Raw genomic sequence first — 22,258 nt, 5'->3', positions numbered from 1 at the left:
GCCGCCTCTGCGCGGACCGCGTCAGCGCGCGACCGGCATCGACAGGTCCGTGTCGGGGCGGATCGGGCCCGTCTTGGCGGGCTGCGTCATCAGGTCGTGGTTCCAGCGATCACCGGAGACCTGGACGTGTCCCGCGGCACCCAGTTCCACCGCCTCGATCAGGTTGTGGTTGAGGTACACGTGCAGCCCCGGCTGCAGGAACGTGTACAACGCTGCGCCCGCCGAACCGCCGCGGATGAACCAGGTTTCGAGGTCCTTCATCGGCGCGTTGTCGAACTTGCCCTCCTCCCAGACGTAGTCGCCGTGGCCGCCGATCAGGTGCGGACGCGTGTCGCGGTTGGCCTGCGAGTGCACGAACAGCACCGTTTCGCCCACCTTCGCCGTCATCGCGTTCTCGCCGGTGAGCGCGCCGACCGCGCCGTTGAAGACGATGTGCGAAGGCGTGAGCGTGCGCATGGTGGCCAGCGTGTCGGGCAGCGATTCGGCGGAACTGCCATACGAGCGGAAGTTGCCATCGGCGTCGCGCGGGATGTAGAAGTCCGTCTCGCCGACGTAGTAGGCGCGGTCATAGCGCAGCGGCTTGCCGTCGCCATCCTTCAGGCCGTCGCGCGGCAGCACCATGATCGTGCCGTGCATGCCCTGCACCACGTGCCACGGCGTCATCGAGCCACCCGGGGCGCAGTGGTAGATGAAGGTGCCGGAGCGCGTCGCCTTCCAGCGCAGCGTGACTTCCTCGCCCGGTGAGACGACGGTGAAGTCGCCACCACCCAGCGCGCCGGTGGCCGCGTGGAAATCGATGTTGTGCGGCATGCTGTTGCTGGCCAGGTTGATCAGCTTGAGTTCGACGTAGTCGCCCTCGTGCACCACCATCATCGGGCCGGGGATCGAACCGCCGAAGGTCATCGCGTGCATGCGCGTGCCCTTGTCGTCGATCACGATTTCCTTTTCCTCGATCGGCAGGGTGAACTTCACCAGCCGCGGCGCGCCGGGTGCGACCTGGTCGTGCGCGTGCACGAACGGCGGCCGCACCAGTTGCACCTTGTGCTCGGCGAGTGCCGACAGGTCGGGGGCCTGGTCGATGGTGGACTGCATGAGTTCGAGCGCATCCACGGCGTACGCCGGCGGGGCGGCGAATGCGCCGCAGGCAAGTGCGAGGGCCGCTGAGAGCAGCGTGGTCTTCAGGACATTCATTTCCAGCTCCATGGGGGCCTTTCCCCCGTTGCCGAAAAATCTACAGGTGCCGCGACGCGCACGCCTTGACCCCAATCAAGTGTTTGAATGCATGCCGTGCAGGAATCTTGCACACGCAAAAAAACATGCCGGCGCGAGGCCGGCATGTCCGTCGTGGAGCAGGGCGCAACGGCTCAGGGCTTGACCACCAGCTTGCCGCGCATCAGCGCCGAGTGGCCCGGGAACGAGCAGAAGAACGCGTAGTCGCTGCCGGCCTTGAGCGCGCGGCCCGGGAACGTGATCTTGGTGCTCTCACCGCCGCCCAGCATCTTGGTGGCGGCGATGATGCGCTTGTCGCCCGCCGGTACGTAGCCATTCGCGGCGCCTGCCTTCACCGCGGCCTGTGCCACCGGCGTGGCGTCGGCTTCGGTGGTGATCACCACGTTGTGGCCCATCGCCGTCTTGGGCAGCTTGCCGCTGTGCTTGAGTTCGACGGTCACCGTCGCGCAGCCGGCCGACACCTCGATGCTCTTCTGGTCGTACTGCATGCGGTCGTTGCTGTCGAGCACGATGCTGCAGTTGGCGGCGCTGGCCAGCCCGCCCGCGGAAAGGAGCGCGAGGCCGACAAGGACGGGAATGGACTTCTTCATGATGATCTCCGGTGACGTTGGTTTTCGTGATGCATGCAGTCTGCCGCGCGTCTGCCGGCAGCTCCTTGACCTGCGTCATCCGGCCCGGCGAAAGGCACCCGGGTTCATGGCCGGGTCATCCGCCGCGGCCTGGCGGGGCGCGGTCGGCGCGGGCCGCGTATCATCGGGGCGGCACCATGCAAGGGCACCGACATGCGCAATCCACTGCAGGAACAACTGCTCAAGGCCGGACTGGCGAAGAAGTCCAGGGTCGACCAGGTGGCGCGCGAGCAGACCCGCCAGCGCCATGCCAAGTCCCCGCCACCCGCCGATGAAGGCAAGGCCGCGCTGGAACGCGCGCGACTGGACAAGATCGAGCGCGACCGCGCGCTGTCCGCCGAACGCAACGAGCAGGCGCGGGCGCAGGAACTGCGGGCGCAGGTGCGGCAGATCGTGGAACAGAACCGGCTCGCCGTGGACGGCACGATCGACTACCGGTTCACCCATGCAGGGGCGATCCGCACCCTGCCGGTGACCGATGCGGTGCGTCGCCAGCTTGCCGCCGGCAGCCTGGTGGTCGCCTGCCACGACGGCGGCTACGCCATCATCCCGCGCGCCGCCGCGGAGAAGGTCGGGGCCCGCGACCCGGCGATGATCGCGCTGGACCATGCGCGCAGCGCGCCACCGCAGTCCGATGCCGCCGACGATGACTGGTACAGCCGCTTCAAGGTGCCCGACGACCTGGTCTGGTAGCCGTTCATGGCCTGCGACCGGGTAATGCGAGAATGGCCGGCTTCGGCGCGATCCCGCGCCACGCCCCCAGGAACTGAATGAGAACCCCAGCCCCGCTGCAGGCGCTGATCGACGACGGCGTCATCGACGAGGTCGTGCGCCCCCTCAAGAGCGGCAAGGAAGCAGCGGTGTACGTAGTGCGCGCCGGCGGCGAGCTGCGCTGCGCGAAGGTCTACAAGGACATGGCACAGCGCAGCTTCCAGCAGCGCGTGCAGTACCAGGAAGGCCGCAAGGTGCGCGGCAGCCGCGAGATGCGTGCGATCGGCAAGGCCTCCCGCTACGGGCGTCGGCAGCAGGAAGAGGCGTGGAAGAACACCGAGGTCGAGGCGCTGTACCAGCTGCGCGATGCCGGCGTGCGCGTGCCCGAGCCGCACGGCTTCCACCACGGCGTGCTGGTGATGGAAATGGTCACCGACGCCGATGGATTCGTGGCGTCACGGCTCGGCGAGGTTGAACTCACCGCGGAGCAGGCACGCGCGTACCACGCGGTGCTGGTGCGCCAGGTGGTGCTGATGCTGTGCTGCGGGCTGATCCACGGCGACCTGTCGCCGTACAACGTCCTGGTCGGCCCGGACGGGCCGGTGGTCATCGACTTCCCGCAGGTGGTCAGCGCGGGCGGCAACAACGCCGCGCGCACCATGCTGCTGCGCGACGTCAACAACCTCACCGCGGGCCTGGGCCAATGGGCGCCGGAGCTGCTGGATACCTGGTACGGCGAGGAGATGTGGGCGCTGTTCGAAGCGGGTGAACTGCGGCCGGACTCCGTGCTCACCGGCACCTTCGTGCACGATGAGCGCGTTGCCGACCTGGACAGCGTGCGCGAGGCGATCAATGACGCGCGCGAGGAAGCCCTGATCCGCCAGCAGGGACGCGAGGCGGCGGCCGAAGTCGATTGACCCGGCGCGGGCGCCGGCCGTCTCAGCCGGCGGACTTCTTCTTCTTGGTCGCGGCGGGTGCGACCACTGTCGCGGTCGCGGCGCGTGCCGCGGTTGCCGTGGCGCGCTTGGCGGTGCTCTTGGAGCGGAACGCCGGGCCCTGCGCCTGGGTGCGGAGCGGGGTGATGCCGAGGACCTCGATCCGGCCCCCGTGGGTCTTGAACGCCGCGATGTCGGCGGCGATGGTGTCGCTGCTGAGGCTGGCGTTCTGCGCGCCACGGGAGCTGGCGGCGAACACGCGTGAAGGGGTCGTTGGCTTGACTGCGGTCGGGGTGGTCTTGCTGGACATGCGTCTCCTCGTGCTGATGGGGCTGCGTGATGCAGACATGCGGCCACGGCCCGTAAGGGAATGGCGGTGGCGGAAGGAACGTGCATTATACGATAACTGGCGGGAAACCGCCAGCTACGCCGCCGAAGTTCGGCCAACGTGCAACGTTTGAACGACTTTTGACGGCAATTCCGGGCGTCGTGGCGTGTATTCAGTGACGTCAGCGCGACGTTGTGCGGGCACTCTGGTGCAGACGCCGTGCATGCGCGCGCTTGCTAGGATGCGGCGGTCATCGCCAACACCGGACGCCGACATGCCTGTTCCGCCGCGCAAGACCGCAGCCGATTTCGACCCCGCCGTCCTCCAGTTGTTCGACCGGTACGTGCATGGCGACATCGACCGGCGCGGGTTCCTGGCCGGCGCCGCGCGCTTCACCGCGGGCGCGACCACGGCGGCGGGCCTGCTGGCGGCGCTGTCCCCGCAGTTCGCCCTGGCGCAGCAGGTCAAGCCCGACGACGCCCGGCTGGACGCGCGCCATCTCGAGTTCGATTCCCCGCAGGGCTATGGCCGCGCGCGCGGCTACCTCGTCCGTCCAGCAGGTGCCGGCGGGCCACTGCCCACGGTGCTGGTGGTGCATGAGAACCGTGGCCTCAACCCGCACATCGAGGACGTGGCGCGGCGCCTGGCGCTGGCCGGGTACATCGCGTTCGCGCCGGATGCGCTGTTTCCGCTGGGCGGCTATCCGGGCGACGAAGACGCCGCGCGCAAGCTGTTCCAGGGCCTCGACCAGGCCCGCACCCGCGAGGATTTCATTGCCGCGGCGAGGCTCCTTCAGGGCATCGAGGGCGGCAACGGGCGCATGGGCGTGGTCGGATTCTGCTACGGCGGCGGCATGGCCAATTACCTGGCCACGCAGTTGCCGGAACTCGCCGCCGCGGTGCCGTTCTATGGCAGTGCGGCGCCGCTGGAGGAGGTGCCGAAGATCCGCGCCGAACTGCTCGTCGTGCTGGCGTCCGACGACGAACGGATCAACGCCGCATGGCCGGCGTACGCGGAGGCGCTGAAGGCGGCCGGCGTGCGCCATGCGCTCTACCAGCCCGCCGGTACCCAGCACGGCTTCAACAACGACACCACGCCACGCTACGACGAAGCGGCCGCCACGGAGGCGTGGGCGCGGATGCTGGCCTTGTTCAAGCGTACGCTGCGGGTCACCCCGTGAGCGCCCCGGACCTGCAGCCGGGCGAATGCTGGGATTGCATCGTGGTGGGAGCGGGGCCGGGCGGCTGGTCCGCCGCGCTCTACCTCGCGCGGTTCCGCCGCCGGGTGCTGGTGGTGCATGACGGCCGCTCGCGCGCGGCGCGCATTCCGCTGACCCACAACGCGCCCGGGTTTCCGGACGGCGTGGCCGGTCCCGAGCTGCTGGAGCGCATGCAGGGGCACGCCGGACGCTACGGCGCCGAAGTCCTCGAAGCCGAGGTCGTGGCGGCCGCGGCCGGAGTGGAGGGTCGGGACCCGGGATTCACGCTGACGCTGAAGGATGGCCAGCGCCTGCATGCCCGCGCGCTGGTGCTTGCCACCGGGCTGCGCCTGGAACAGATCCCGCTGCCGCATGAGGTCCACGAGGCCGCGATCGAGGCCGGGGTGCTGCGCTATTGCCCGGTCTGCGACGGCTACGAGCACATCGACCACCGCGTGGCGGTGATTGGCTGCGACGGGCAGGGCGCCGCCGAGGCACTGTTCCTGCGCACCTTCACCGATGACATCACCCTGCTGCCGCGCAGCAACGACGAACTCACGCGCGAGGAGCGCGCGCAGCTGGCCGACGCCGGGATCACCATCGTCGCCCGGCCCGTGGTGCGCTACGCGCCTAACCGCGACCGCTTCGACATCCATGTCGAAGGCGTCGAAGCGCCCCTGGCGTTCGACGTGGTCTATCCGGCGCTGGGCTGCCGCCAGCGCACCGAACTCGCGGTGATGCTGGGGCTGGAGGTGGACCAAAACGGCAGCACCGACATGCGCTCACCGTTCGGGACCAGGGTCCCGGGGTTGTACTGCGTGGGCGATATCGTGGACGGCCTGGACCAGATCAGCGTGGCCGTGGGCCACGGGGCAATCGCCGCCACCCGCGCCCACAACTGGCTGCGGGAACTGGAGGGCAGCCGGCTCGACTGAGCGCGGGCGCCTCAGGTCGACTCGGGCGCGGCGTCTTCCGCAGCGGGTTCGGCGGCGTCGGGCGATTGCGGCTTGGCCGCTTCGCGCGCGGCGCGCTTGCGGGCGTCCTTTTCGTCCTGGGCCTTCTTCTTCGCCAGCTCGCGCTGGCGCTTCTCGAACGAATAATTTGGCTTGGCCAAGGGATTTCCTTTTGCTGGGAGTCCCGACAGTGTAAGCCCTGGGGCGGTTTGCTACTTGCCGTCGAGCGCGGCGACCGCCGCCAGCGTCTCCGCGACGTGCCGGTTGGGATTGGAATCCGAGTAAGCGAGGACGATCTCGCCGGACTTTGAGATCACGTAGGAGGTGCGGCTGGACATGTCCGGCCGGCCTTCCAGCACGGCGTCGTACTTCATGGCGATCGCGGCACCCGGGTCGGCGGCGACAGGGAACTTGCCGGCGCAGGTTTCGGTGTCCGCGGAAAAGCCGGCCAGCTGCTCGATGTTGCCGGCGGTGACGCCGATCACCGTGGCGTCGTGAGCCGCGAAGCGGTCGATCGCCTTCGAGAACAGGCTCGCCTCGAGATTGCAGCCGGGTGTGCGCGCGGCCGGGAAGAAGTACACCACGACCGGGCCCTTGCGCAGGGCATCTGCCAGCTTGAACGTGAACGGCTCGCCGGCCATGAATGCCGGCGCGCTGAAATCGGGTGCAGGATCACCGGACTTGAGCGCGGCCATCGACGGCGCGGCGAGCAGCACGGTGGCCGCGAGTGCGACGGTGGCCAGCCTGGACAATACGTTCATCGCGCGGCTCCTGCAGATGTGGGGACCTGCGTTATACACCGCCGCCGGCGGCGACGTGGATCAGGCCTTGCCGCGGCGCGCGGGCTTCACCGCAGGCAGGGCGGCCTCGGCGACGGGCGGGGCGGGGTCACCGCCGATGCGCGTGAGCAGGCGCGTCGTGCCCAGCACCTCGATGTGGCCGCCGGTCGCGTGGAACGCGGCGAGGTCCGACGCGATGCGCTCGCGCGTCATGCCGGCGCCGCGCTCGCCCGCCTTGGGCGCCTTGCCGACGGCGAAGATGCGGCTGGTGGCCGAGCTGGAAGCGGGTGGTGGCTTGCTGGACATGCGTGGCTCCGGTTCAGTACATGACCAGGGGAATGCCCTGTGCCCTGCTGGCACTGTAATCCTCGCGGATCGCGCTGCAATAGGGCGCGCCCATGACGAAGCGGCGGCAGACCTCGGGTCGCGTCTCGTAGATCGAACAATGCATGTGCGCCGGATCCACGGCCACGCACCAGCCTTCCTCGTCGCGCGCCATAACGTGCAGGCCGGCGCTGGTGGTCGCGGTGAGGTAGGCCGGGATGCGGTCTTCGGGTTGCAGCACCACGGTCAGGCGGCAGCAGACCGCGTCGCAGCGTGCGCAATCATCGTCGCGCGTGCTCATGCGGCGCGCCGGGACGCGAGCGTGCGCCGGAAATGCAGCAGGCGGCAGCCGGGCGTGGCGCCTGGTCCGGTCTCGGCGGCGATGGCTGCATGTTCGTCGCCGGCGGTGGGGATGAATCCGAGCACGCCAAGCGCGCGGGCAAACGCGGCGCCGTGGCCGCGTCCGGCATCGCTGACGATCACTTCGGCTTCCGGCAGGGTGTGCCGCGCGACCACTTCGGACAGCAGTGCGGCGTGGCCGCGTTCGTAGAGCACGTCGCTGGCGATGACCAGGTCGAACATGCCGAGCGACGGCAGCGGTTCCTCCCAGCGCATGTGCCGGTAGTGCACGGCGGGCAGGGCGTTCAGCGCGGCGTTGTAGGCCAGGAAGGCATCCGCCAGCGGATGGATGTCGGAGGCGATGACATCGGCGCCGCGACGCTGCAGCACCAGGCTGGCCAGGCCGATGCCGCAGCCGAGTTCGAGGATGCGGCGACCGGCGATGTCGACATGCTGCATGGCACCTGCCAGCAGGCGTCCCGCCGGCCAGAGCTGGCCGAACAGGCTCCATTGCGCGGAGGAAATGCCAAGCGCGTCGGCATGGCTGTCAGGATCGGCGTATTGCTGCAGGTCGCTGAGCACGCGCAGCTGGAACGCCACGCCATCGACGTGGGTCACGAGATTGCGTGTGAGGTATCCGGGCACGGGCGCATCCATGGGGCGTCGCTCCGGAAAACGGAGCGGTGACGCGTGGGGGAGCGAGGCGGGCGACCGTGGGTCGCGCGGGACGCGCGTGCGGCGCAGGTGTGCCGATGCCCGCATCTTAGCAGGCGGCAGGCGGCGGGCCCTGAACGGCCCGCTGCTGCCGCTGCGGTTCAGCGCTTGTCGAGTCGCGTGACCAGGTCGACGAAACCGTCCACGTAGGCCTGCAGGAAGGCGCGGGTGGCCGGATCGGTGAAGTCGCCGTCGGCACCAATGAGGTCCGGCTTGAACTGGATGTAGGCCTCGCCGCCCTGCACCACGGCGCCGAGGATGCCGAGGATCTGGCGCAGGTGCTGCTGGCCGACGGCGGTGCCGATCGCGCCCGGCGTGGTGCCGGTGATCGAGGCCGCCTTGCCGCGCCAGACGTTGGCGTCCATCGGCTTGGACCCCCAGTCGATCGCGTTCTTCAGCACCGCGGGGAGCGAGCGGTTGTGTTCGGGCATCACCACGGCCACGGCGTCGGCGGCGCGGACCTCGTCGGTGAAGCGGGTGACCGCCGTGGGGCGCTCGCCTTCGAGGTCCATGTTGTACATGGGCAGGTCGTCGATGCGCGGATAGCTGACTTCGAAGTTGGCGGGCAGCAGCCGCGCCATGGCTTCGGCGAGCTTGCGGTTGATGGATTCGCGACGGTTGCTGCCGACGATGATGGCGAGGCGGTAGGTGCTCACGGGATGTCCAGTTATTGGATGGAGGCGGAAAGAACTGGTGCGAGAGTAGCGATGCTTCAAGCGACAGGAAGGCCCTGCCGCCGTTTTCGCGCGGAACGATGCATCCCGACGCCATTGCGCGAACGAAGCGTCCCATCGCCATGCACGGAGCGGCACGCTGGACGCCCCATGGCAAAATGCGCGCATGCGCCTCATCCATTCGCCGGCGGTCCGGATCGGCCTCTCGATCGCCTTCGCCACCGGCCTCTACGGCCTGTCGTTCGGCGCGCTCGGCGTCGCCGCCGGCCTGGACGCATGGCAGGTGGTCGCGTTGAGCATGCTGATGTTCACCGGCGGTTCGCAGTTCGCGTTCATCGGCGTGCTGGCTGGCGGCGGCAGCGGTTCGGCGGCGTTCGGCGCGGCGACGCTGCTCGGCGTGCGCAACGCGGTCTATGGCATGCAGATCAACCGCATGCTGCGGCCGCGCGGCTGGCGGCGCTGGGTCGCGGCGCAGGTCACGATCGACGAATCGGCGGCAACGGCCGCGGGACAGGTCGAGCCGGACGAACAGCGTCGCGGATTCTGGACGGCAGGCCTCGGCGTCTACGTGCTGTGGTCGCTGTTCACCGCCGCAGGCGCGCTGCTGGGCGATGCGCTCGGCGATCCCCGCCGCTGGGGACTGGATGGCGCGGCGGTGGCCGCCTTCCTCGCCCTGCTGTGGCCACGGCTGTCGGCCCGCGAACCGGTGGCCCTCGCGGTGGCCTGCGCGCTGGCCACGGTGCTGGCGGTGCCCGTCGCGCCGCCGGGCGTCCCGATCCTGGTGGCTGCGCTGGTCGCCGCGCTCTGGGGCTGGTTCAGCCACGGTCCGGCGGACGAAGGCCTGGAGCCCGACATCGATCCGGCCGAGCACGCGGGTGCGGGGCCACGGGTCCTGCCAGCGGAAGATCCGCGCTGATGTCGGTGTGGGCGTGGATCCTGCTGGCCAGCGTCGCGGCCTACGCGATCAAACTGTCGGGCTACCTGGTGCCTGCGCGCTGGCTGCAAGCGCCACGGATGCGACGTGTGGCGGGGACGCTGACGATCGGCCTGCTGGCGTCGCTGACGGCGATGAACGCCTTCGCCAGCGGCCAGGCGCTGGCCTTCGATGCGCGCGTGGCGGCGTTCGCTGCGGCCGCGTTGGCGCTGCTGTTGCGCATGCCTTTCCTGGTGGTGGTGCTGGTGGGCGCCGCCGCGCCGGCCCTGCTGCGCGCCTGGCTGCAGTAGCCGGCGCGCGCGCATGCGCGCCAGGGGGCGCGCCGCCGTCAGACGTCAAGTTCACGCTCGCGCCTGGGCGGTCGCATCGACCACTCGCGGCGCTCGTCGTTGCTGCGCCAACGACGCACCGTGCGCTGGAAGAACAGGCTGTTGGGGACGCGCAGCACGCTGCCCCGCGGTTCGCCGTCATCCGTGGTTTCCAGCAGCGTGGTGTAGACCAGGTTGATGTCGGTGACGCGACCGCCGAGCCCGGGCTTGTCGCCGCCTTCCAGCAGTTCGATGTCGTCGTGCAGGCGGAACGGCCGCGTGGCCAGGATCAGCATCGCGCAGAAGATGTTCGACAGCACGCTCCATGCCGCGAAGAACGCCACTGCGGCGACGATCACGCGCGGCTTCCTTGTGTGTCATGTCTTGCGGGTGAGCGCTGCCGAAACATCCCACAGCCGCCGCGCCATGGCCGCATCCCGCTGGTGCGCACCCTGTGCTGCCGCGCGGAAGTCACGCAGGTAGGTGCCGCTGACGCCGGCGATCGCAGGATGCACGGCCGCGTAGCACGGCGTGGCCGCGCCCACCTGCACTGTGCGCGCGCTGTCGCGGTAGGCATTGCCGACGTCGCGCAGGATGTTGGTGCGCGTGTGACCCGGCGTCACGCAGTTGGCCGTGGCGGACGTGCCGCGCAGGCGTCGCGCGAGTTCCAGGGAGAACAGGCCGTTGGCGAGCTTGGAGTGGCTGTAGCGGGCATTCCAGCCGGCCCCGGACAGGTCATCGAACTGGATGCCACCGGTCGGTGCCCGCTCGTGGTCGCCGCTGCCGAGCACCACCACGCGCCCCTGCGCCGCCGCGCGCACCTGCGCCAGCAGTTCATTGACCAGCAGGAAGTGGCCGAGATGGTTGACCACGAACTGCTTCTCGAGCCCGCGCACCTGCTCGAGCCGGTCGAGCACGATGCCGGCATTGCAGACCAGCGCATCCAGCTTCGGCGAGAGCGCGCGGACCTGCGCCGCGCAGGCGCGCACCGAATCGAAGTCCGCCAGGTCGAGTACCACCGGCGTGATGCGTCCACGCATGCCCCGGCGGGCAGCCTCCGCCTTGTCGCGCGAGCGTGCAGTGGCGATGACATGCGCGCCGCGCAGGGCGAGCACGCGCATCGTCTCCATGCCGATGCCCGACGTCGCTCCGGTGACCAGCGCGGTCCGGCCTGCGAGGTCGAGCCCGCGGGTGGCCGCTTCGGCGGTTGTTGCGGAATCGAAACCGGAAGGTGGCTCCGGCACGACGTCCGCAGCCGCGGCGAGCGCACGGGCGTGGCCCAACGTCGGCGCCAGCAGTGCGAAGCCGGCGGCGTGCAGGACCTGGCGGCGCGAAAGATCGATTCGCATCGATGGAATTCCGATGACAGGCGAGCCGTGGATGGTCGAGCCCTCGAGCGCCCTGCGCAAGCAGCCATTGGCGGGGACGTGCGGTCCACATGCCGTCACGACGCCGCAATGCCCGTTGCGGCAGCCTTGCCACGGGCTTCCAGGAGGACATGCCATGAGCGGAGAAACGGTGCTGACCGGCGAGGTCTCCAACAGCAAGGTGGTGGCGGTGTTCGCCACCGCAGGCGCTGCCCGCGACGCCGCCACCAGCGTGCAGGCCTCGCTCGGCCTGCAACCTGCGCAGGTCCAGCTGTTGCTGCCCGGCGAAGCGCATGCGCGCCGCAAGCTGGAACCCGAAAGCCAGGGCATCTGGAAGACCATCGTGCGTGCCCACGTGCGCCTGGGGATCGCCGGCGCGGTGCTCGGCGTCGTGGCCTTCGCCGTGCTGTATTTCGCCGGGCTGCAGTTCGTGGTGCGTTCGCCGGTGGCCTCGGTGCTGGTGCTGCTGTTCTTCGGCGCCACGGCCGGCCTGATGCTGGGTGGACTGGTCGCGCTGCGCCCCGATCACGACCGCTTCGTGCAGAACGCGGTCACGGCGCTGGACGAGGGCCGCTCGTCGGTGGTGGTGCATGCGTTTTCGTCGGAACAGCGCGCCCGGGCGGCGCAGGCACTCGAGGCGCTCGGTGGCGACACCACGTCCACGCTGTAACGCAGGCGACCTGATTGCCTGCTACCCCCTTCCACGCGGCCGGGTTCCATGGCGTAATCGGGCGCTCGCAGCAGGCGAAGGGGACGGGATGAGGGCGGAAGCGATCAGCCAGGAATTCGGCATCAGCGAGGCGCGGGCACGGGAGATCATCGGCAAAGAAACGCGCACGGCCCTGCTGCGGCGCTGGCAAGCCTGGGCATGGCTGCTGGTGATGTCGGGGGTGGCCGTCGCCCTGTACCTGTGGCAGCCGGGCAATGCGCCGGGCGCGCTGGTCATCGGTGGCGGTGCGATGCTGGTCTGGTACCAGATTGGCCGCTACTTCGCCGACCCGGCGGTGCGCGTCGCGGCGCGCGCCTCGCCTCCGGTTCACGGCGGGCGCACGCCGCTTGCGTGAAGCTTCCGTTGCCGCATGTGCGGCGTGCAGGGAGTCGACATGATCAAGTGGGCCATCATCCTGGCGGTCATCGGCCTGATCGCCGGCGCGCTGGGGTTCAGCGGTGTCGCCGGCGCCGCGATGGGTATCGCCAAGTTCCTGTTCTGGGCGGCGATCATCCTCGCCGTGGTGCTGTTCGTGCTCGGGCTGACGGTGTTCAAAGCGGTCACCTGAGGAGGGTTGACGCGGTCGCGCGTCGGGCAGGTTGCCAAGGACGCGATGGCACGGCCGGCTACAATGGGTGGCCCCGACGCATCGTGGAGCTCCCATGCCCGCCATCCCCGCCTGTCCGCAATGCGGCCTCGAGAACACCTACGCCGATGGCGCCCTGTGGATGTGCGCCGACTGCGGCCATGAGTGGGCGGCCGGTGACGCCGACGCCGGCGCGATCGCGCTGGTGGTGCGCGACAGCAACGGCAACGTGCTGGCTGCCGGCGATACGGTGGTGGTGATCAAGGACCTGAAGGTGAAGGGGTCGTCGATCCCGCTCAAGCAAGGTTCGGTGATCCGCAACATCCGCCTGGTCGAGGACGACGCCGAGCATATCGAGGGCCACTCGGACAAGATCCGCGACCTCGTGCTCAAGACCTGCTTCCTGCGCAAGGCCTGACGCATGTGTCCGAGCCGGGCAGCGGCGGAGGCGCCGGCACGTCGCCGGGTTGCCGTGGTCGGCGGCGGCCCCGCCGGACTGATGGCGGCGGAAGTGCTGCGCGCGGCGGGTGCCGATGTCGACCTGTTCGAGGCCAAGGGTTCGGTCGGCCGCAAGTTCCTGATCGCCGGCAAGGGCGGCCTGAACCTCACCCACTCCGATCCGCCGGCGCTGTTCGCCGGCCGCTACGGCGCGCGCGCGGGCGAGGTCGGGGGCTGGTTGTCCGCATTCGACGCCGACGCGTTGCGCGCGTGGGCGCGGGGCCTGGGCGTGGAGACTTTCGTCGGATCGTCCGGGCGCGTGTTCCCGTCCGACCTCAAGGCCGCGCCCCTGCTGCGGGGCTGGGTGCGGCGCCTGCGCACGCAAGGCGTGGCGTTCCACGTCCAGCATCGCTGGTGCGGCTGGGACGCGGATGGCGCGCTGCGCTTCGAAACACCCGACGGCGCGCGCTCGGTCGAAGCCGACGCCACGGTGCTGGCCCTTGGTGGCGGCAGCTGGCCGCAGCTCGGCTCGGACGGCGCCTGGCAGGCCGGGTTGCGTGCGGCGGGCGTGGACCTGGCACCGCTGCGGCCGTCCAACTGCGGCTTCGACGTCGCCTGGTCGCCGCATTTCAGCGCGCGCCATGCCGGAGCGCCGCTGAAGCCGCTGGTGCTGCACTGGCTGGAGCTGGACGGCACCCCGCGTGCGCTGCAAGGCGAAGCCGTGGTGTCGGCGCACGGCGTCGAGGGCAGCCTGGTGTATGCCGCGTCGGCGACGCTGCGTGAGCTGATCGCGCGCGATGGCCATGCCGTGGTGCATCTCGACCTCAGCCCGGGCCGCGACGAAGCGCGCCTTCAGCAGGACCTGGCGCGCCCGCGCGGCAAGCGCAGCATCGGCGAGCACCTGCGCCGCACGACCGGCATCGCCGGGGCCAGGGTCGGGCTTCTGCGGGAGGTGCTGGGCGCAGACCGCATGCACGACATGGCCGCGCTGGCCGCGACGGCCAAGCGCCTGCCGCTGCTGCTGCGCGCGCCGCGCCCGCTCGAGGAAGCGATCAGCACGGCCGGCGGCGTGCGCCTGGAGGCCGTGGATGGCGCACTGATGCTGGAGGCACGCCCGGGCACGTTTGTCGCCGGCGAGATGCTCGACTGGGAGGCACCGACCGGTGGCTACCTGCTGACGGCGTGCTTCGCCAGCGGGCTCGTTGCCGCGCGCGGCGCCCTGCAGTGGCTCGGGATGCAAGCCGCGACGCCTGCCGGCTGATCACGCGCAGGGGCGGCACGCCGTGGCAATGTGCCGTGGCCGTCCCGCGCGCTCGCCGGGACCCGATGGAGACCCGTCGCCATGGACACGAGAATCCTGCCGCTGATCCTGCTCATGGCCCTGGCCACGGCCTGCGACCGCCCGGCGGTGCCGCCGTCGCCACCCGAGGTGCCCGACGCGCCCGAGCACCCGCCGGGGCCGGTGGCCTCGGAAGTGTCGACGGGCCGGGCAGCGGAAACCCGCGGCTCCGCGCGGCCGGGGGGGAAGGACGCGGCAGGCGCTGTCGACCAGGCGCTGCCCGAGGCGTTCGTGGTCTCGACCAACGAGCCGTTCTGGAACGCGCGTGTCGAAGCGGGGCGCGTCGTGCTCAACGGCCCCGATGTGTCCGACCGTCGCTTCATCCAGGATGGCGGCGACAGCACGCCGGGAGAACGCGTGGTGCGCGCGCGCGACGATGCCGGACGCACGATCGACGTGCGCATTGCCACGGGGCGCTGCGAGGACTCCATGTCGGGCGCGGTGTTTCCCTACCGCGGATCGGTCGCGCTGGACGGCGGCCCTGCCGCCAGCGGATGCGCGCGACCCGCCGACATGCCGGCTCCGGTCCCTGGCGAGGGGTGATCAGCCGCGGTGCGGCTCGATCAGGATGCGGTCTCCCCAGCCCTCGGGAAGCTCGATCGTGATTGCCGTACCGGCCGTTGTGGCATCGCCCAGGGCCACCGCGTGCGCGGCCATCATGGCCTTGAAGCGGCTGGCGAAGGTTTCATCGAAGCTCGACCCGCGGACGCGAAAGCCCGCGTCCTCCAGCGTGATCCTGACCACGGTGCTGCTCCAGCGGATGGGTGCCCCGGCCCAGCTTTACGACTTGCTCAAGGTCGCGGCCATTCCGTTGCTGAGCGGCATCCGTGACCGGTGCACGGCCGTGCTGCCGGGGCTTGCGCAGCTTGCCGCCCCGCGGCCGGCCTGACCGTCGGTGACTGGCTCGCGCCCGTGTAGGAATCGACCCACCCGGCCGGGGTGCGTCGCACGCGCCGGCCCTCAGGTCGCCGCTGCGCGCTCGTCGGTGATCAGGTCTTCATCGGCGTGTGCGCGCTGTTCGGCCGCCACCTGCGCATCGATGTCGCGGTTCACCGAGGTGTCCGCCGGCGGGCCGACGGCCTCGGCAGCTGCGGGCATGGCAGCCTGCGGCAGCGGGGCCACGTAATGCACAGCGCGCGGGGCTTCGATGCCGGCCTCGGCGAGCGCCGTGCGCACCACGTGCAGGGCTTCGCTGCGCACCTTGCCGGGATCGGCCTGGCGCTGGTCCACCCACGCGAAGAAGCGCAGCGTGAGCCCGGAGGCGTCGTACTCGGCGACCGTCCACGACGGCGACGGATCGTCGAGCACGCCCGTCACCGCGCACAGCGCGCCCATGGCCACCTGCTGCGCCTGGCGGATCGATTCGCCGCCGTCGACCGGGATGGTGAAGTCGATGCGCCGGCGCGCGTTGCGCGTGTAGTTGAGCACCACCGACTTGAACACCAGCGCGTTGGGCAGGGTGAGGCGGTTGCCGTCGAGGGTCACCAGCACCGTCGCGCGCGAGGTCAGTGCCGCGACCTTGCCTTCATAGCTGTCGATGCGCAGCAGGTCGCCGGGCACGAACGGCCGCCGCAGGCTGAGCAGGATGCCGGCCACGTAGTTCTCGGCGATGTCCTTGAACGCGAAGCCGAGCACCAGCCCGACCACGCCTGCGGAACCCAGCACCGCCCCGACCAGCGCGGAGGCACCGAGCAGGTCCAGCGCCACCAGCAGGCCACCGAGCAGCGTCAGCCACTGCGCGAGGCGCTGCAGCAGGCTGGCGAAGTACGGATTGTCGCTGCGCCACTGGCGGCGGCCGATGCGCGCGCCCACCAGCTTGCCCAGCCACCACGACAGCATCACCACCGCGATCGCGACCACCAGCAGCGGCAGCGCCGCCACCAGCCGCATCAGCTTGTCGACCGCGAGCTGGGTGGCGGTGTCGAAGCGGTCGGACAGCCGCGTGCTGAGCGCCAGCTGGTTGTCGACGGCGGTGATCCCGTCCTGCTGCCCGGCCACCTGTTCGGCGAGCGAGCGGTCCTCGATGTCGATCACGTCGCCCTGCAGCCGCGCCACGCCGCCGCGGACGGTGACCGTGACATCCTGCAGGCCGTCGACCTCGCGCAGGCTCTGCGCCAGGCGCCTGCTGGCCGCGAGGTCGGCGCTGGCGTCCGGCGTGACCGCGGTCGGGTCGGGCGCACTCGCGGCCTGCGCACGGGCCGGCTGGCCTGCGGCGATCGCGAACAGGAACGCCAGCACCAGGCTGGCGGCAAACGAAGAGAGCGCGGGGCGAGCATGCATGGCGCAATCCTCGCATGGCCCGCTGCCACGGCGCGTGCATGCGCCGGTGCGCGTCAGCGCGCGAAACCCGGTGCCACCGTGCCCGAATGCAGCACCTGCGCGCACTCCTCGCCGACCTCTCCGGGCGAAGCGCCCGCCAGCAGTGCCTGCACGCCGGCGCGGTCGGGGCGGGGCCCCGGCACCACGCCGACCCAGGCATCCTTGGTGCCACGCTTGGCGGCATACAGGCAACGGTCGGCCAGGCCCACGCAGGCTTCCCAGTCGCCGACATCCGGGCATTCCAGCGCGAACGGCCACGGCGCGAACCCGATCGAGCAGGTGAGCGGCAGCACCAGCCCCGGTGCGACCCGGATCGGTTGCCCGGCGATCGCCTCGCGGATGCGCTCGGCAAGCTGCGCGGCATCGGCGACGCGGGTGAAGCGGGTGATCAGCAGGAACTCCTCGCCGCCCCAGCGCACCAGCAGGTCGTGGTCGCGGCTCAGCAGCCGGAGCCGGTCGGCGAAGTGCACCAGCACCTCGTCGCCGGCCTGGTGGCCGTGGCGGTCGTTGACCCGCTTGAAGTCGTCGATGTCGATCATGAAGAACACCAGCCGCTCCGGCTCGCCGCCGGCCTGTTCGATGGCGGTGCGCAGCGCGCCGGCCTCGCGGCCCAGCCAGTCCTGCAGGTCGCGGCGGTTGGAGATGCGCGTGAGCGGGTCGCGACGGGTGGCGATGTCGAGCTGGGCGTTGGTGGTGCTCAGCCGCAGGTTGGCCTCCTGCAGCTGCGCGGTACGCTCCGCCACGGTGCGCTCCAGGAGCTCGACCTGGCGGCGCTCGCGACGCACCGCCGAGCCCGCGCGGCGCACCAGCAGGGCGAACAGCGCGAGCACCGCGAGCGCGTAGCCGGCATAGGCCAGGTCATGCCGCCACCACGGCGGCGCCATGCGCAGCTCCAGGCGCCGTGTGTCGCCATAGCGGCCGTCGCGGCCAGCGGCCTCGACCTCGAGCACGTAGTCGCCGGGTGGCAGGCTGCTGACCGCGAACTCGGCGCGTGGCGCGCGTGGATACACCCAAGCGTCATGCAGGCCGCGCATGCGGTAGCGCAGCTGTGCCACTTCCGCGGCGCCGAAGTCGATCGACGTCATGGCGATGGAGAACATGCGGTCGCGCCACGCCAGCGACAGGCGGTCGGCATACACGATGTCCGATTCCACCGACGCGGCCTCGTCGCCGCCGGCGCCCGAAGGCGAGATGCGCAGCGTGGTCAGCACCGCGCGGGCCGAGGGGCTCTGCGCGGGCAGCCTGTCCGGATCGAGCACGTCCAGGCCGCGCGTGCCGCCGAAATACAGCAGGCCGCCGCGGTCGCGGAACCCCGAGCCGCTGTTGTACTCGCGGTTCTGCAGGCCGTCGCGCGGCCCCAGCACCTGGATGGACCCGTCGCCGGGGGCGACCACGGACAGCCCGTTGTTGGTGCTCAGCCACAGGCGTCCGGCGGCGTCGCGCAGGATCGCGTACACCACGTTGTTGGCCAGTCCGTCGCGGTCGCTGTAGTTGCGGATCGCGCCGCTGCCGCGGTCGATCCGGTACAGGCCGTGGCTGTAGCTGCCCACCCACAGCGCGTCGTCGTCGGCGGCCAGCGACCACAGCGAGTGGTGCAGGCCCGCGTGCCGCGACGGCGCGGCCACCGCGCCCGCGTCGAGCTGCCAGAGCCCGCCGGTATTGGTCGCGATCCACAGGCGATCGTCGTCGCGCAGCAGTGCGGTGACCTGGCGGCCGGCGAGCGGTGCGAGTGCGGGATCCTCGACGACCTCGCCATTGCTGACGCGGGCCAGGCCGCCGCGGGTCGCGACCCAGACCGTGCCGCCTTCGACCAGCATGGCGTCGATGCGCGGATCGGGCAGGCCGGGGATGCGCCGTGGCGCGCCGCCGCCGGGCCAGTGCCACAGGCCGTCGTGGGTGCCGATCCACCAGCCGCCATCGATCGCGCGACCGATCACGCGCACCGTCCGGCCTTCGAAACCCGGCACCTGCATCCATTCGCCGCCGGCCGCGCGCTGTTGCATGAGGCCGTTGTCGGTACCGACCAGCAGGTGCCCGCCCTCGCCCCAGAGCGCGCGCAGGCTGACGCTGGGCCAGCCCTGCATCTGCGCGGCGTCGGAGCGCCCGAAGCGGATCACGTGCGACAGCGGGCGCGCGAAGTACAGCCCCGAGGTGTACGTGCCGATCCACAACGCATCGGTCGCGCTCTCATGGAGCGTCACCACCGGATTGCCGAGGTCGCGGTCGAGTTGCAGGGGCCTCGGCCCGGCCGCGTCCAGTTGCGCGACGGCGCCGTTGCCGAAGCCGACCAGCACGCTGCCGTCGCGCCTGCGCAACAGGGCCGTGATCACGCTGGCCCCGGGTTGCAGTTCGCCGACGGTGTAACTGCGCAGCCGCCGCCCGTCGCGGACATCCACCAGCGCCAGGCCACCCCGTTCACTGGCGATCCACGCACCTTCCGGACCCGACTGCAGCGCGATGCAGGCGCTGCCGCTGCCGCCGCGGTGGGGCAGGGCGGTCAGCGTCGCGGGCGTGGCGTGCCAGAGGCGGCAGTCGCGGCCGAGGGCGAGTGCGCCGCCCTGCGTCAGTGCTGCCACGCCGGCGATCTCGCCGCCCCCCAGCTTGCGCACGTGGCGCGGTGCAATGCCGACGTGGTCGAGTCCAGCGGCCGTCCCGATCCATGCGCCGCCATCGGGGTCCACCAGGATCGATGTGATGCGGTCGTTGGACAGCCCGTCGCCGCGGGTGAAGCGGACGCGCTCCCAGGTCGGCAGGTGGATGATCTCGACGCCGGTGTCGTCGGTGCCGAGCCAGAGCCTTGTGGTGCCAGGCTCGAATGCCAGCGCGTCGATGCTGCTGCTGGCAAGGCCCTGGTCGTCCCGGCGCTTGCGCCGCCAGGACTGGAAGCGGTGGCCATCGAAGCGGGCAAGGCCGTCCTGGGTGGCGACCCACAGGAAGCCCTGGTCGTCGCCGGCGAGCGCGTTCACCGTCGACTGCGGCAGCCCTTCATCAGGCCCGAAGGCTTCCAGCCGCTGCGGTGCCGCGAGGTCGGCCGCCAGCGCCGGCGCTGCCACCAGCAGCAACACCATCGCGGCGAGGCGCCTGGCCAAGGTGGTCCGGAAGGTGGTTGGTCGCGGCATCGCGTCCAAGCATGCAAGACACGTGCCACTGGCCTCAAGCGCCGTGCATCGCGCTTGACCCGGATCATGGCCGGCGACCGCTGCGCGGCCGACGATGGCGGTACGGCGCGATGGGCGCCTGCGACAGGATGAGACCATGGAATACGAAATCGCCCTGAATGGCCGGGTGGCCAACGTGGCCGCCGTGAACGAGGCGCTGCGCGCCGCCGATCCCGCGGCCCTGGCCGACCTGCACGCCAGCGGTTCACCGCTGCGCGTGGCGACCACGCTGGGGGCCGCGGAGGTGGCGGCCCTGTTGAGCTCGACCGGCCTGGACACGCCAGCGAGTGCAGTGGAGCAGCAGCCTTCGACCTGTTGCGGCGGCTGCGGGGGCTGACCCGGCTGGAAGGCTTGTCTTCCGGCATCGCGTCCCGATAACTCCCGCTACGGCAGACACAAGGCGGGGCGCCACCATGGCCACGGGCTGGGCTGGAGACGGAGCGGTGCAGGACCAGATCGATGCCACCGTGAAGGACGGCATCGAACGGGCGCGCAGCCGGATGCCGCAGGGGCCGGGACTGGCGAACTGCGAGGAATGCGACGCCGCCATTCCCGACGCGCGCCGCAAGGCCGTGCCCGGCGTGCGGCTGTGCGTCGCGTGCCAGGCCGTGCGCGACGAAGACGAGGGTGCGGCAGGCGGATACAACCGCCGCGGCAGCAAGGACAGCCAGCTGCGCTGATCCCGCCCGGTCAGTGGATCCGCTGCAGGGCGGGCAGTGGCCACCGGGCGTTCAGCCGTCGCTGCACGAGGCATGGGTGCTGACGGCCGGACGATTGCTGCGCTAGGCTGCCGGCGTCTTTGCAAGCGGGATGTGCGTGCAGTTGGATGACGGCCGAATCGGGCGGCGGATTGTGACCTGGCTTGCCGGTCTGCGCCGCCGCGTCCGTCCGCTCGACCCGACCGGGCTGCCGCTGCGCCCGGCCCGCCTGCGGCGCGTCGGCGCGTACACCGCGCTGCAGTTCACGCGTGGCCAGACGCAGAGCCGGATGCTCGGGGATGCGCCCGACCAGTTGCTGATCGATTACACCCGCACGATGCTTGCGGCCCTGTTGTGGCAACCACGCCCGCGCACGATCTGCATGGTCGGGCTGGGTGGTGGTTCCCAGGCGAAATTCATCCACCGGCACCTGCCGGGCGCGCGGCTGGAGGTCGTTGAGAACCATCCCGGCGTGATCGCCCTGCGCCGGGAGTTCCAGGTGCCGGATGACGACGCCCGCCTGGAGGTCGTGCTGGATGACGGCGCGCGCTTCGTCGCGGCCCGGCCCGGCCGCTACGACCTGCTGCTGGTGGATGGCTACGACGCCGGCGGCATTCCGGTGGCGCTGTCCACGCCTGCCTTCCACGACGCCTGCCGGAACGCATTGCGCCCCGGTGGCGTGCTCGCCACCAACCTGTTCTGCGTCGACACCGCGCCGCACCTCGAGCGGCTGAGACGGAGCTTCGGCGCCGGCAACGTGCTGGTGGTGAAGGAGCCGCGCATGAGCAACCAGGTCGTGTTCGCCTGGGCCGGCGTGGCGCCGGCAGGCGACGCGGCGGACCTCGCCCGCGTGCGCGCGGCACTGCCCGCCGCGGCGCATGCGGCGCTGTCGCCTTCGCTCGAGCGCGTCGCGCGTGCCCTGCGCCTGCGTGGCGTCGGGGTGCAGGTCGATGCATGAGCGCGTGCCGCTGCCGGCGGGACAGCTCGCGGCGCTTCGCGCCGCGTACGCCACCCCGCCGCGGGCGTATCACGGCTTCGACCATGTCGAAGCGGTGCTCGCGCGATTCGAAGAGGTGGACGACGGCCCCGGCTGGCATCGCCCGCGCGAGGTCTGGCTGGCCGTCCTGTACCACGACGCGATCTACGTCGCCGGTCGCCGCGACAACGAGTCGCGCTCGGCGGCCCTGGCCGGGGACGCCATCGCGCGCTGGCTGCCGGACGCGGGCATCGACACGGTCCGCGTCGCGCGCCTGGTCGAACTCACGGCACGCCACGGACACATCGCCAGGGCCGATCTCGGTGACGGGCCCGACGCCGGCGACAGCATGCATTTCCTGGATTGCGACATGGCGATCCTGGGCGCCGCTGCCGCCGAATTCGACGCCTATGACCAAGGGATCGCCAGGGAATACCGGGGGCGCGTGCCCGCATGGCTGTTCCGCCGCGGGCGCAGGAAATTCCTCGAGGCGCTGCTCGCCAGCGAGCGTATCTACCTCAGCGACTGGTTCCATGCGCGCCTGGATGCGCCGGCGCGCGCGAACCTGCGTCGCGTGCTGGCCGGGTGGCGCTGAGTGCGGATACCCGCACC

30 protein-coding genes and 1 pseudogene are annotated in these 22,258 nt (G+C 71.0%); 17 read left to right on the top strand and 14 right to left on the bottom strand.

Annotated features, from left to right (window positions below; translation table 11 throughout):
* Window positions 1-21: 21 nt before the first annotated feature.
* Window positions 22-1,191 (bottom strand): copper-containing nitrite reductase, encoded by a 1,170-nt coding sequence (gene nirK / locus IDM46_RS08000; protein ID WP_182820695.1) that lies wholly within the window; start codon window positions 1,189-1,191, stop codon window positions 22-24.
* A gap of 173 nt (window positions 1,192-1,364) precedes the next feature.
* A complete protein-coding gene (gene azu, locus IDM46_RS07995) occupies window positions 1,365-1,820 on the bottom strand; it encodes an azurin (protein WP_182820697.1) in 456 nt (151 codons plus the stop codon).
* 192 nt (window positions 1,821-2,012) lie between these two features.
* Between azu and IDM46_RS07990 the strand changes: the two genes are divergently transcribed.
* Window positions 2,013-2,552, top strand: a complete 540-nt coding sequence (locus IDM46_RS07990; RefSeq protein WP_182820700.1) for a DUF2058 domain-containing protein — start codon at window positions 2,013-2,015, stop codon at window positions 2,550-2,552.
* Window positions 2,553-2,629: 77 nt separating this feature from the next.
* Window positions 2,630-3,487: a PA4780 family RIO1-like protein kinase gene (locus IDM46_RS07985; RefSeq protein WP_182820702.1), complete on the top strand. Its 858-nt coding sequence runs from the start codon at window positions 2,630-2,632 to the stop codon at window positions 3,485-3,487.
* A gap of 22 nt (window positions 3,488-3,509) precedes the next feature.
* Here the strand turns inward: IDM46_RS07985 and IDM46_RS07980 are convergent, their stop codons facing one another.
* Window positions 3,510-3,815 carry a hypothetical protein gene (locus IDM46_RS07980; RefSeq protein WP_182823961.1) on the bottom strand — a complete coding sequence of 102 codons (306 nt, stop codon included), beginning with the start codon at window positions 3,813-3,815 and terminating at the stop codon, window positions 3,510-3,512.
* Between the two features lie 292 nt (window positions 3,816-4,107).
* Here IDM46_RS07980 and IDM46_RS07975 point away from each other — a divergent pair, with 292 nt between their 5' ends.
* Entirely contained in the window at window positions 4,108-5,013 is a 906-nt protein-coding gene (locus tag IDM46_RS07975; protein WP_185115397.1) for a dienelactone hydrolase family protein, read from the top strand.
* Window positions 5,010-5,966, top strand: a complete 957-nt coding sequence (locus tag IDM46_RS07970) for an NAD(P)/FAD-dependent oxidoreductase (RefSeq protein WP_182820706.1) — start codon at window positions 5,010-5,012, stop codon at window positions 5,964-5,966. The genes IDM46_RS07975 and IDM46_RS07970 overlap by 4 nt, the downstream gene beginning before the upstream one ends.
* Before the next feature lie 11 nt (window positions 5,967-5,977).
* Here the strand turns inward: IDM46_RS07970 and IDM46_RS07965 are convergent, their stop codons facing one another.
* From IDM46_RS07965 to IDM46_RS07940, 6 genes are all read right to left on the bottom strand, one after another.
* Complete coding sequence (locus IDM46_RS07965; RefSeq protein ID WP_182820708.1) at window positions 5,978-6,145, bottom strand: hypothetical protein; 168 nt, start codon at window positions 6,143-6,145, stop codon at window positions 5,978-5,980.
* Between the two features lie 51 nt (window positions 6,146-6,196).
* Window positions 6,197-6,745, bottom strand: coding sequence for a peroxiredoxin (locus tag IDM46_RS07960; protein WP_182820710.1), 549 nt, complete (start codon window positions 6,743-6,745; stop codon window positions 6,197-6,199).
* Between the two features lie 60 nt (window positions 6,746-6,805).
* Window positions 6,806-7,069 (bottom strand): hypothetical protein, encoded by a 264-nt coding sequence (locus IDM46_RS07955; RefSeq protein ID WP_223877934.1) that lies wholly within the window; start codon window positions 7,067-7,069, stop codon window positions 6,806-6,808.
* Between the two features lie 13 nt (window positions 7,070-7,082).
* Window positions 7,083-7,388 (bottom strand): YkgJ family cysteine cluster protein, encoded by a 306-nt coding sequence (locus tag IDM46_RS07950; protein WP_185115396.1) that lies wholly within the window; start codon window positions 7,386-7,388, stop codon window positions 7,083-7,085.
* Window positions 7,385-8,071: a protein N-lysine methyltransferase family protein gene (locus tag IDM46_RS07945; RefSeq protein ID WP_223877933.1), complete on the bottom strand. Its 687-nt coding sequence runs from the start codon at window positions 8,069-8,071 to the stop codon at window positions 7,385-7,387. The genes IDM46_RS07950 and IDM46_RS07945 overlap by 4 nt, the downstream gene beginning before the upstream one ends.
* A 170-nt stretch (window positions 8,072-8,241) precedes the next feature.
* Window positions 8,242-8,796 (bottom strand): NADPH-dependent FMN reductase, encoded by a 555-nt coding sequence (locus IDM46_RS07940; RefSeq protein ID WP_185115395.1) that lies wholly within the window; start codon window positions 8,794-8,796, stop codon window positions 8,242-8,244.
* 184 nt (window positions 8,797-8,980) lie between these two features.
* Here IDM46_RS07940 and IDM46_RS07935 point away from each other — a divergent pair, with 184 nt between their 5' ends.
* Entirely contained in the window at window positions 8,981-9,730 is a 750-nt protein-coding gene (locus IDM46_RS07935) for an AzlC family ABC transporter permease (protein WP_185115394.1), read from the top strand.
* Window positions 9,730-10,038 carry an AzlD domain-containing protein gene (locus IDM46_RS07930; RefSeq protein WP_182820717.1) on the top strand — a complete coding sequence of 103 codons (309 nt, stop codon included), beginning with the start codon at window positions 9,730-9,732 and terminating at the stop codon, window positions 10,036-10,038. The genes IDM46_RS07935 and IDM46_RS07930 overlap by 1 nt, the downstream gene beginning before the upstream one ends.
* A gap of 38 nt (window positions 10,039-10,076) precedes the next feature.
* Here IDM46_RS07930 and IDM46_RS07925 read toward each other — a convergent pair.
* Together IDM46_RS07925 and IDM46_RS07920 are read right to left on the bottom strand one after the other, a co-directional pair.
* A pseudogene (locus IDM46_RS07925) lies at window positions 10,077-10,409 on the bottom strand (mechanosensitive ion channel family protein); the annotation flags it as partial.
* A 24-nt stretch (window positions 10,410-10,433) separates the two neighbouring features.
* Entirely contained in the window at window positions 10,434-11,405 is a 972-nt protein-coding gene (locus IDM46_RS07920) for an SDR family NAD(P)-dependent oxidoreductase (RefSeq protein WP_185115393.1), read from the bottom strand.
* 154 nt (window positions 11,406-11,559) lie between these two features.
* On the opposite strand from IDM46_RS07920, the gene IDM46_RS07915 reads away from it, so the two are divergent.
* The 6 genes from IDM46_RS07915 (at window position 11,560) to IDM46_RS07890 (ending at window position 15,038) form a co-directional block, all read left to right on the top strand.
* Window positions 11,560-12,093, top strand: coding sequence for a riboflavin biosynthesis protein RibA (locus tag IDM46_RS07915; RefSeq protein WP_182820721.1), 534 nt, complete (start codon window positions 11,560-11,562; stop codon window positions 12,091-12,093).
* An 88-nt stretch (window positions 12,094-12,181) separates the two neighbouring features.
* Window positions 12,182-12,487 (top strand): hypothetical protein, encoded by a 306-nt coding sequence (locus tag IDM46_RS07910; protein ID WP_185115392.1) that lies wholly within the window; start codon window positions 12,182-12,184, stop codon window positions 12,485-12,487.
* A 39-nt stretch (window positions 12,488-12,526) separates the two neighbouring features.
* Complete coding sequence (locus tag IDM46_RS07905) at window positions 12,527-12,700, top strand: DUF1328 domain-containing protein (RefSeq protein WP_182820725.1); 174 nt, start codon at window positions 12,527-12,529, stop codon at window positions 12,698-12,700.
* 94 nt (window positions 12,701-12,794) lie between these two features.
* Window positions 12,795-13,136, top strand: a complete 342-nt coding sequence (locus IDM46_RS07900) for a zinc ribbon domain-containing protein YjdM (RefSeq protein ID WP_182820727.1) — start codon at window positions 12,795-12,797, stop codon at window positions 13,134-13,136.
* 3 nt (window positions 13,137-13,139) lie between these two features.
* Window positions 13,140-14,417 (top strand): TIGR03862 family flavoprotein, encoded by a 1,278-nt coding sequence (locus IDM46_RS07895; protein ID WP_185115391.1) that lies wholly within the window; start codon window positions 13,140-13,142, stop codon window positions 14,415-14,417.
* A gap of 81 nt (window positions 14,418-14,498) precedes the next feature.
* A complete protein-coding gene (locus IDM46_RS07890; protein ID WP_185115390.1) occupies window positions 14,499-15,038 on the top strand; it encodes a hypothetical protein in 540 nt (179 codons plus the stop codon).
* On the opposite strand, the gene IDM46_RS07885 is transcribed toward IDM46_RS07890, so the two are convergent.
* On the bottom strand, window positions 15,039-15,239 hold the full coding sequence (locus IDM46_RS07885) for a hypothetical protein (RefSeq protein ID WP_182820733.1): 201 nt from the start codon (window positions 15,237-15,239) through the stop codon (window positions 15,039-15,041). It abuts the gene before it with no gap.
* On the opposite strand from IDM46_RS07885, the gene IDM46_RS07880 reads away from it, so the two are divergent.
* Entirely contained in the window at window positions 15,226-15,384 is a 159-nt protein-coding gene (locus IDM46_RS07880; protein WP_185115389.1) for a hypothetical protein, read from the top strand. The two genes, IDM46_RS07885 and IDM46_RS07880, sit on opposite strands and share 14 nt — an antisense overlap.
* A 71-nt stretch (window positions 15,385-15,455) precedes the next feature.
* On the opposite strand, the gene IDM46_RS07875 is transcribed toward IDM46_RS07880, so the two are convergent.
* Entirely contained in the window at window positions 15,456-16,775 is a 1,320-nt protein-coding gene (locus IDM46_RS07875) for a mechanosensitive ion channel family protein (RefSeq protein ID WP_182820737.1), read from the bottom strand.
* 53 nt (window positions 16,776-16,828) lie between these two features.
* Window positions 16,829-19,903 (bottom strand): ligand-binding sensor domain-containing diguanylate cyclase, encoded by a 3,075-nt coding sequence (locus IDM46_RS07870; RefSeq protein ID WP_185115388.1) that lies wholly within the window; start codon window positions 19,901-19,903, stop codon window positions 16,829-16,831.
* A gap of 166 nt (window positions 19,904-20,069) precedes the next feature.
* Here IDM46_RS07870 and IDM46_RS07865 point away from each other — a divergent pair, with 166 nt between their 5' ends.
* The 4 genes from IDM46_RS07865 (at window position 20,070) to IDM46_RS07850 (ending at window position 22,241) form a co-directional block, all read left to right on the top strand.
* Entirely contained in the window at window positions 20,070-20,309 is a 240-nt protein-coding gene (locus IDM46_RS07865; RefSeq protein WP_182820742.1) for a hypothetical protein, read from the top strand.
* Between the two features lie 76 nt (window positions 20,310-20,385).
* A complete protein-coding gene (locus IDM46_RS07860) occupies window positions 20,386-20,652 on the top strand; it encodes a DksA/TraR family C4-type zinc finger protein (protein WP_182820744.1) in 267 nt (88 codons plus the stop codon).
* 172 nt (window positions 20,653-20,824) lie between these two features.
* Window positions 20,825-21,628 (top strand): transferase, encoded by an 804-nt coding sequence (locus IDM46_RS07855; protein ID WP_223877932.1) that lies wholly within the window; start codon window positions 20,825-20,827, stop codon window positions 21,626-21,628.
* Window positions 21,621-22,241, top strand: coding sequence for a hypothetical protein (locus IDM46_RS07850; RefSeq protein ID WP_185115387.1), 621 nt, complete (start codon window positions 21,621-21,623; stop codon window positions 22,239-22,241). Before IDM46_RS07855 ends, IDM46_RS07850 begins: the two co-directional genes overlap by 8 nt.
* Window positions 22,242-22,258: the final 17 nt, after the last annotated feature.

The sequence above is a fragment of the Luteimonas sp. MC1825 genome (assembly GCF_014764385.1).
Lineage (GTDB): Bacteria > Pseudomonadota > Gammaproteobacteria > Xanthomonadales > Xanthomonadaceae > Luteimonas.
Note: the sequence above shows the minus strand (reverse complement) of the source record. Positions and strands in the feature narration are given on the sequence as shown.

What these genes read in the sequence shown, in the direction of transcription:
- IDM46_RS07950 (WP_185115396.1), bottom strand. Translation starts at nt 7,388, where the DNA reads ATGAGCACGCGCGACGATGATTGCGCACGCTGCGACGCGGTCTGCTGC.
- IDM46_RS07985 (WP_182820702.1), top strand. Translation starts at nt 2,630, where the DNA reads ATGAGAACCCCAGCCCCGCTGCAGGCGCTGATCGACGACGGCGTCATC.
- IDM46_RS07960 (WP_182820710.1), bottom strand. Translation starts at nt 6,745, where the DNA reads ATGAACGTATTGTCCAGGCTGGCCACCGTCGCACTCGCGGCCACCGTG.
- IDM46_RS07915 (WP_182820721.1), top strand. Translation starts at nt 11,560, where the DNA reads ATGAGCGGAGAAACGGTGCTGACCGGCGAGGTCTCCAACAGCAAGGTG.
- IDM46_RS07860 (WP_182820744.1), top strand. Translation starts at nt 20,386, where the DNA reads ATGGCCACGGGCTGGGCTGGAGACGGAGCGGTGCAGGACCAGATCGAT.
- nirK (WP_182820695.1), bottom strand. Translation starts at nt 1,191, where the DNA reads ATGAATGTCCTGAAGACCACGCTGCTCTCAGCGGCCCTCGCACTTGCC.
- IDM46_RS07900 (WP_182820727.1), top strand. Translation starts at nt 12,795, where the DNA reads ATGCCCGCCATCCCCGCCTGTCCGCAATGCGGCCTCGAGAACACCTAC.
- IDM46_RS07865 (WP_182820742.1), top strand. Translation starts at nt 20,070, where the DNA reads ATGGAATACGAAATCGCCCTGAATGGCCGGGTGGCCAACGTGGCCGCC.
- IDM46_RS07980 (WP_182823961.1), bottom strand. Translation starts at nt 3,815, where the DNA reads ATGTCCAGCAAGACCACCCCGACCGCAGTCAAGCCAACGACCCCTTCA.
- IDM46_RS07890 (WP_185115390.1), top strand. Translation starts at nt 14,499, where the DNA reads ATGGACACGAGAATCCTGCCGCTGATCCTGCTCATGGCCCTGGCCACG.
- azu (WP_182820697.1), bottom strand. Translation starts at nt 1,820, where the DNA reads ATGAAGAAGTCCATTCCCGTCCTTGTCGGCCTCGCGCTCCTTTCCGCG.
- IDM46_RS07895 (WP_185115391.1), top strand. Translation starts at nt 13,140, where the DNA reads ATGTGTCCGAGCCGGGCAGCGGCGGAGGCGCCGGCACGTCGCCGGGTT.
- IDM46_RS07910 (WP_185115392.1), top strand. Translation starts at nt 12,182, where the DNA reads ATGAGGGCGGAAGCGATCAGCCAGGAATTCGGCATCAGCGAGGCGCGG.
- IDM46_RS07920 (WP_185115393.1), bottom strand. Translation starts at nt 11,405, where the DNA reads ATGCGAATCGATCTTTCGCGCCGCCAGGTCCTGCACGCCGCCGGCTTC.
- IDM46_RS07990 (WP_182820700.1), top strand. Translation starts at nt 2,013, where the DNA reads ATGCGCAATCCACTGCAGGAACAACTGCTCAAGGCCGGACTGGCGAAG.
- IDM46_RS07930 (WP_182820717.1), top strand. Translation starts at nt 9,730, where the DNA reads ATGTCGGTGTGGGCGTGGATCCTGCTGGCCAGCGTCGCGGCCTACGCG.
- IDM46_RS07875 (WP_182820737.1), bottom strand. Translation starts at nt 16,775, where the DNA reads ATGCATGCTCGCCCCGCGCTCTCTTCGTTTGCCGCCAGCCTGGTGCTG.
- IDM46_RS07975 (WP_185115397.1), top strand. Translation starts at nt 4,108, where the DNA reads ATGCCTGTTCCGCCGCGCAAGACCGCAGCCGATTTCGACCCCGCCGTC.
- IDM46_RS07905 (WP_182820725.1), top strand. Translation starts at nt 12,527, where the DNA reads ATGATCAAGTGGGCCATCATCCTGGCGGTCATCGGCCTGATCGCCGGC.
- IDM46_RS07955 (WP_223877934.1), bottom strand. Translation starts at nt 7,069, where the DNA reads ATGTCCAGCAAGCCACCACCCGCTTCCAGCTCGGCCACCAGCCGCATC.
- IDM46_RS07850 (WP_185115387.1), top strand. Translation starts at nt 21,621, where the DNA reads ATGCATGAGCGCGTGCCGCTGCCGGCGGGACAGCTCGCGGCGCTTCGC.
- IDM46_RS07935 (WP_185115394.1), top strand. Translation starts at nt 8,981, where the DNA reads ATGCGCCTCATCCATTCGCCGGCGGTCCGGATCGGCCTCTCGATCGCC.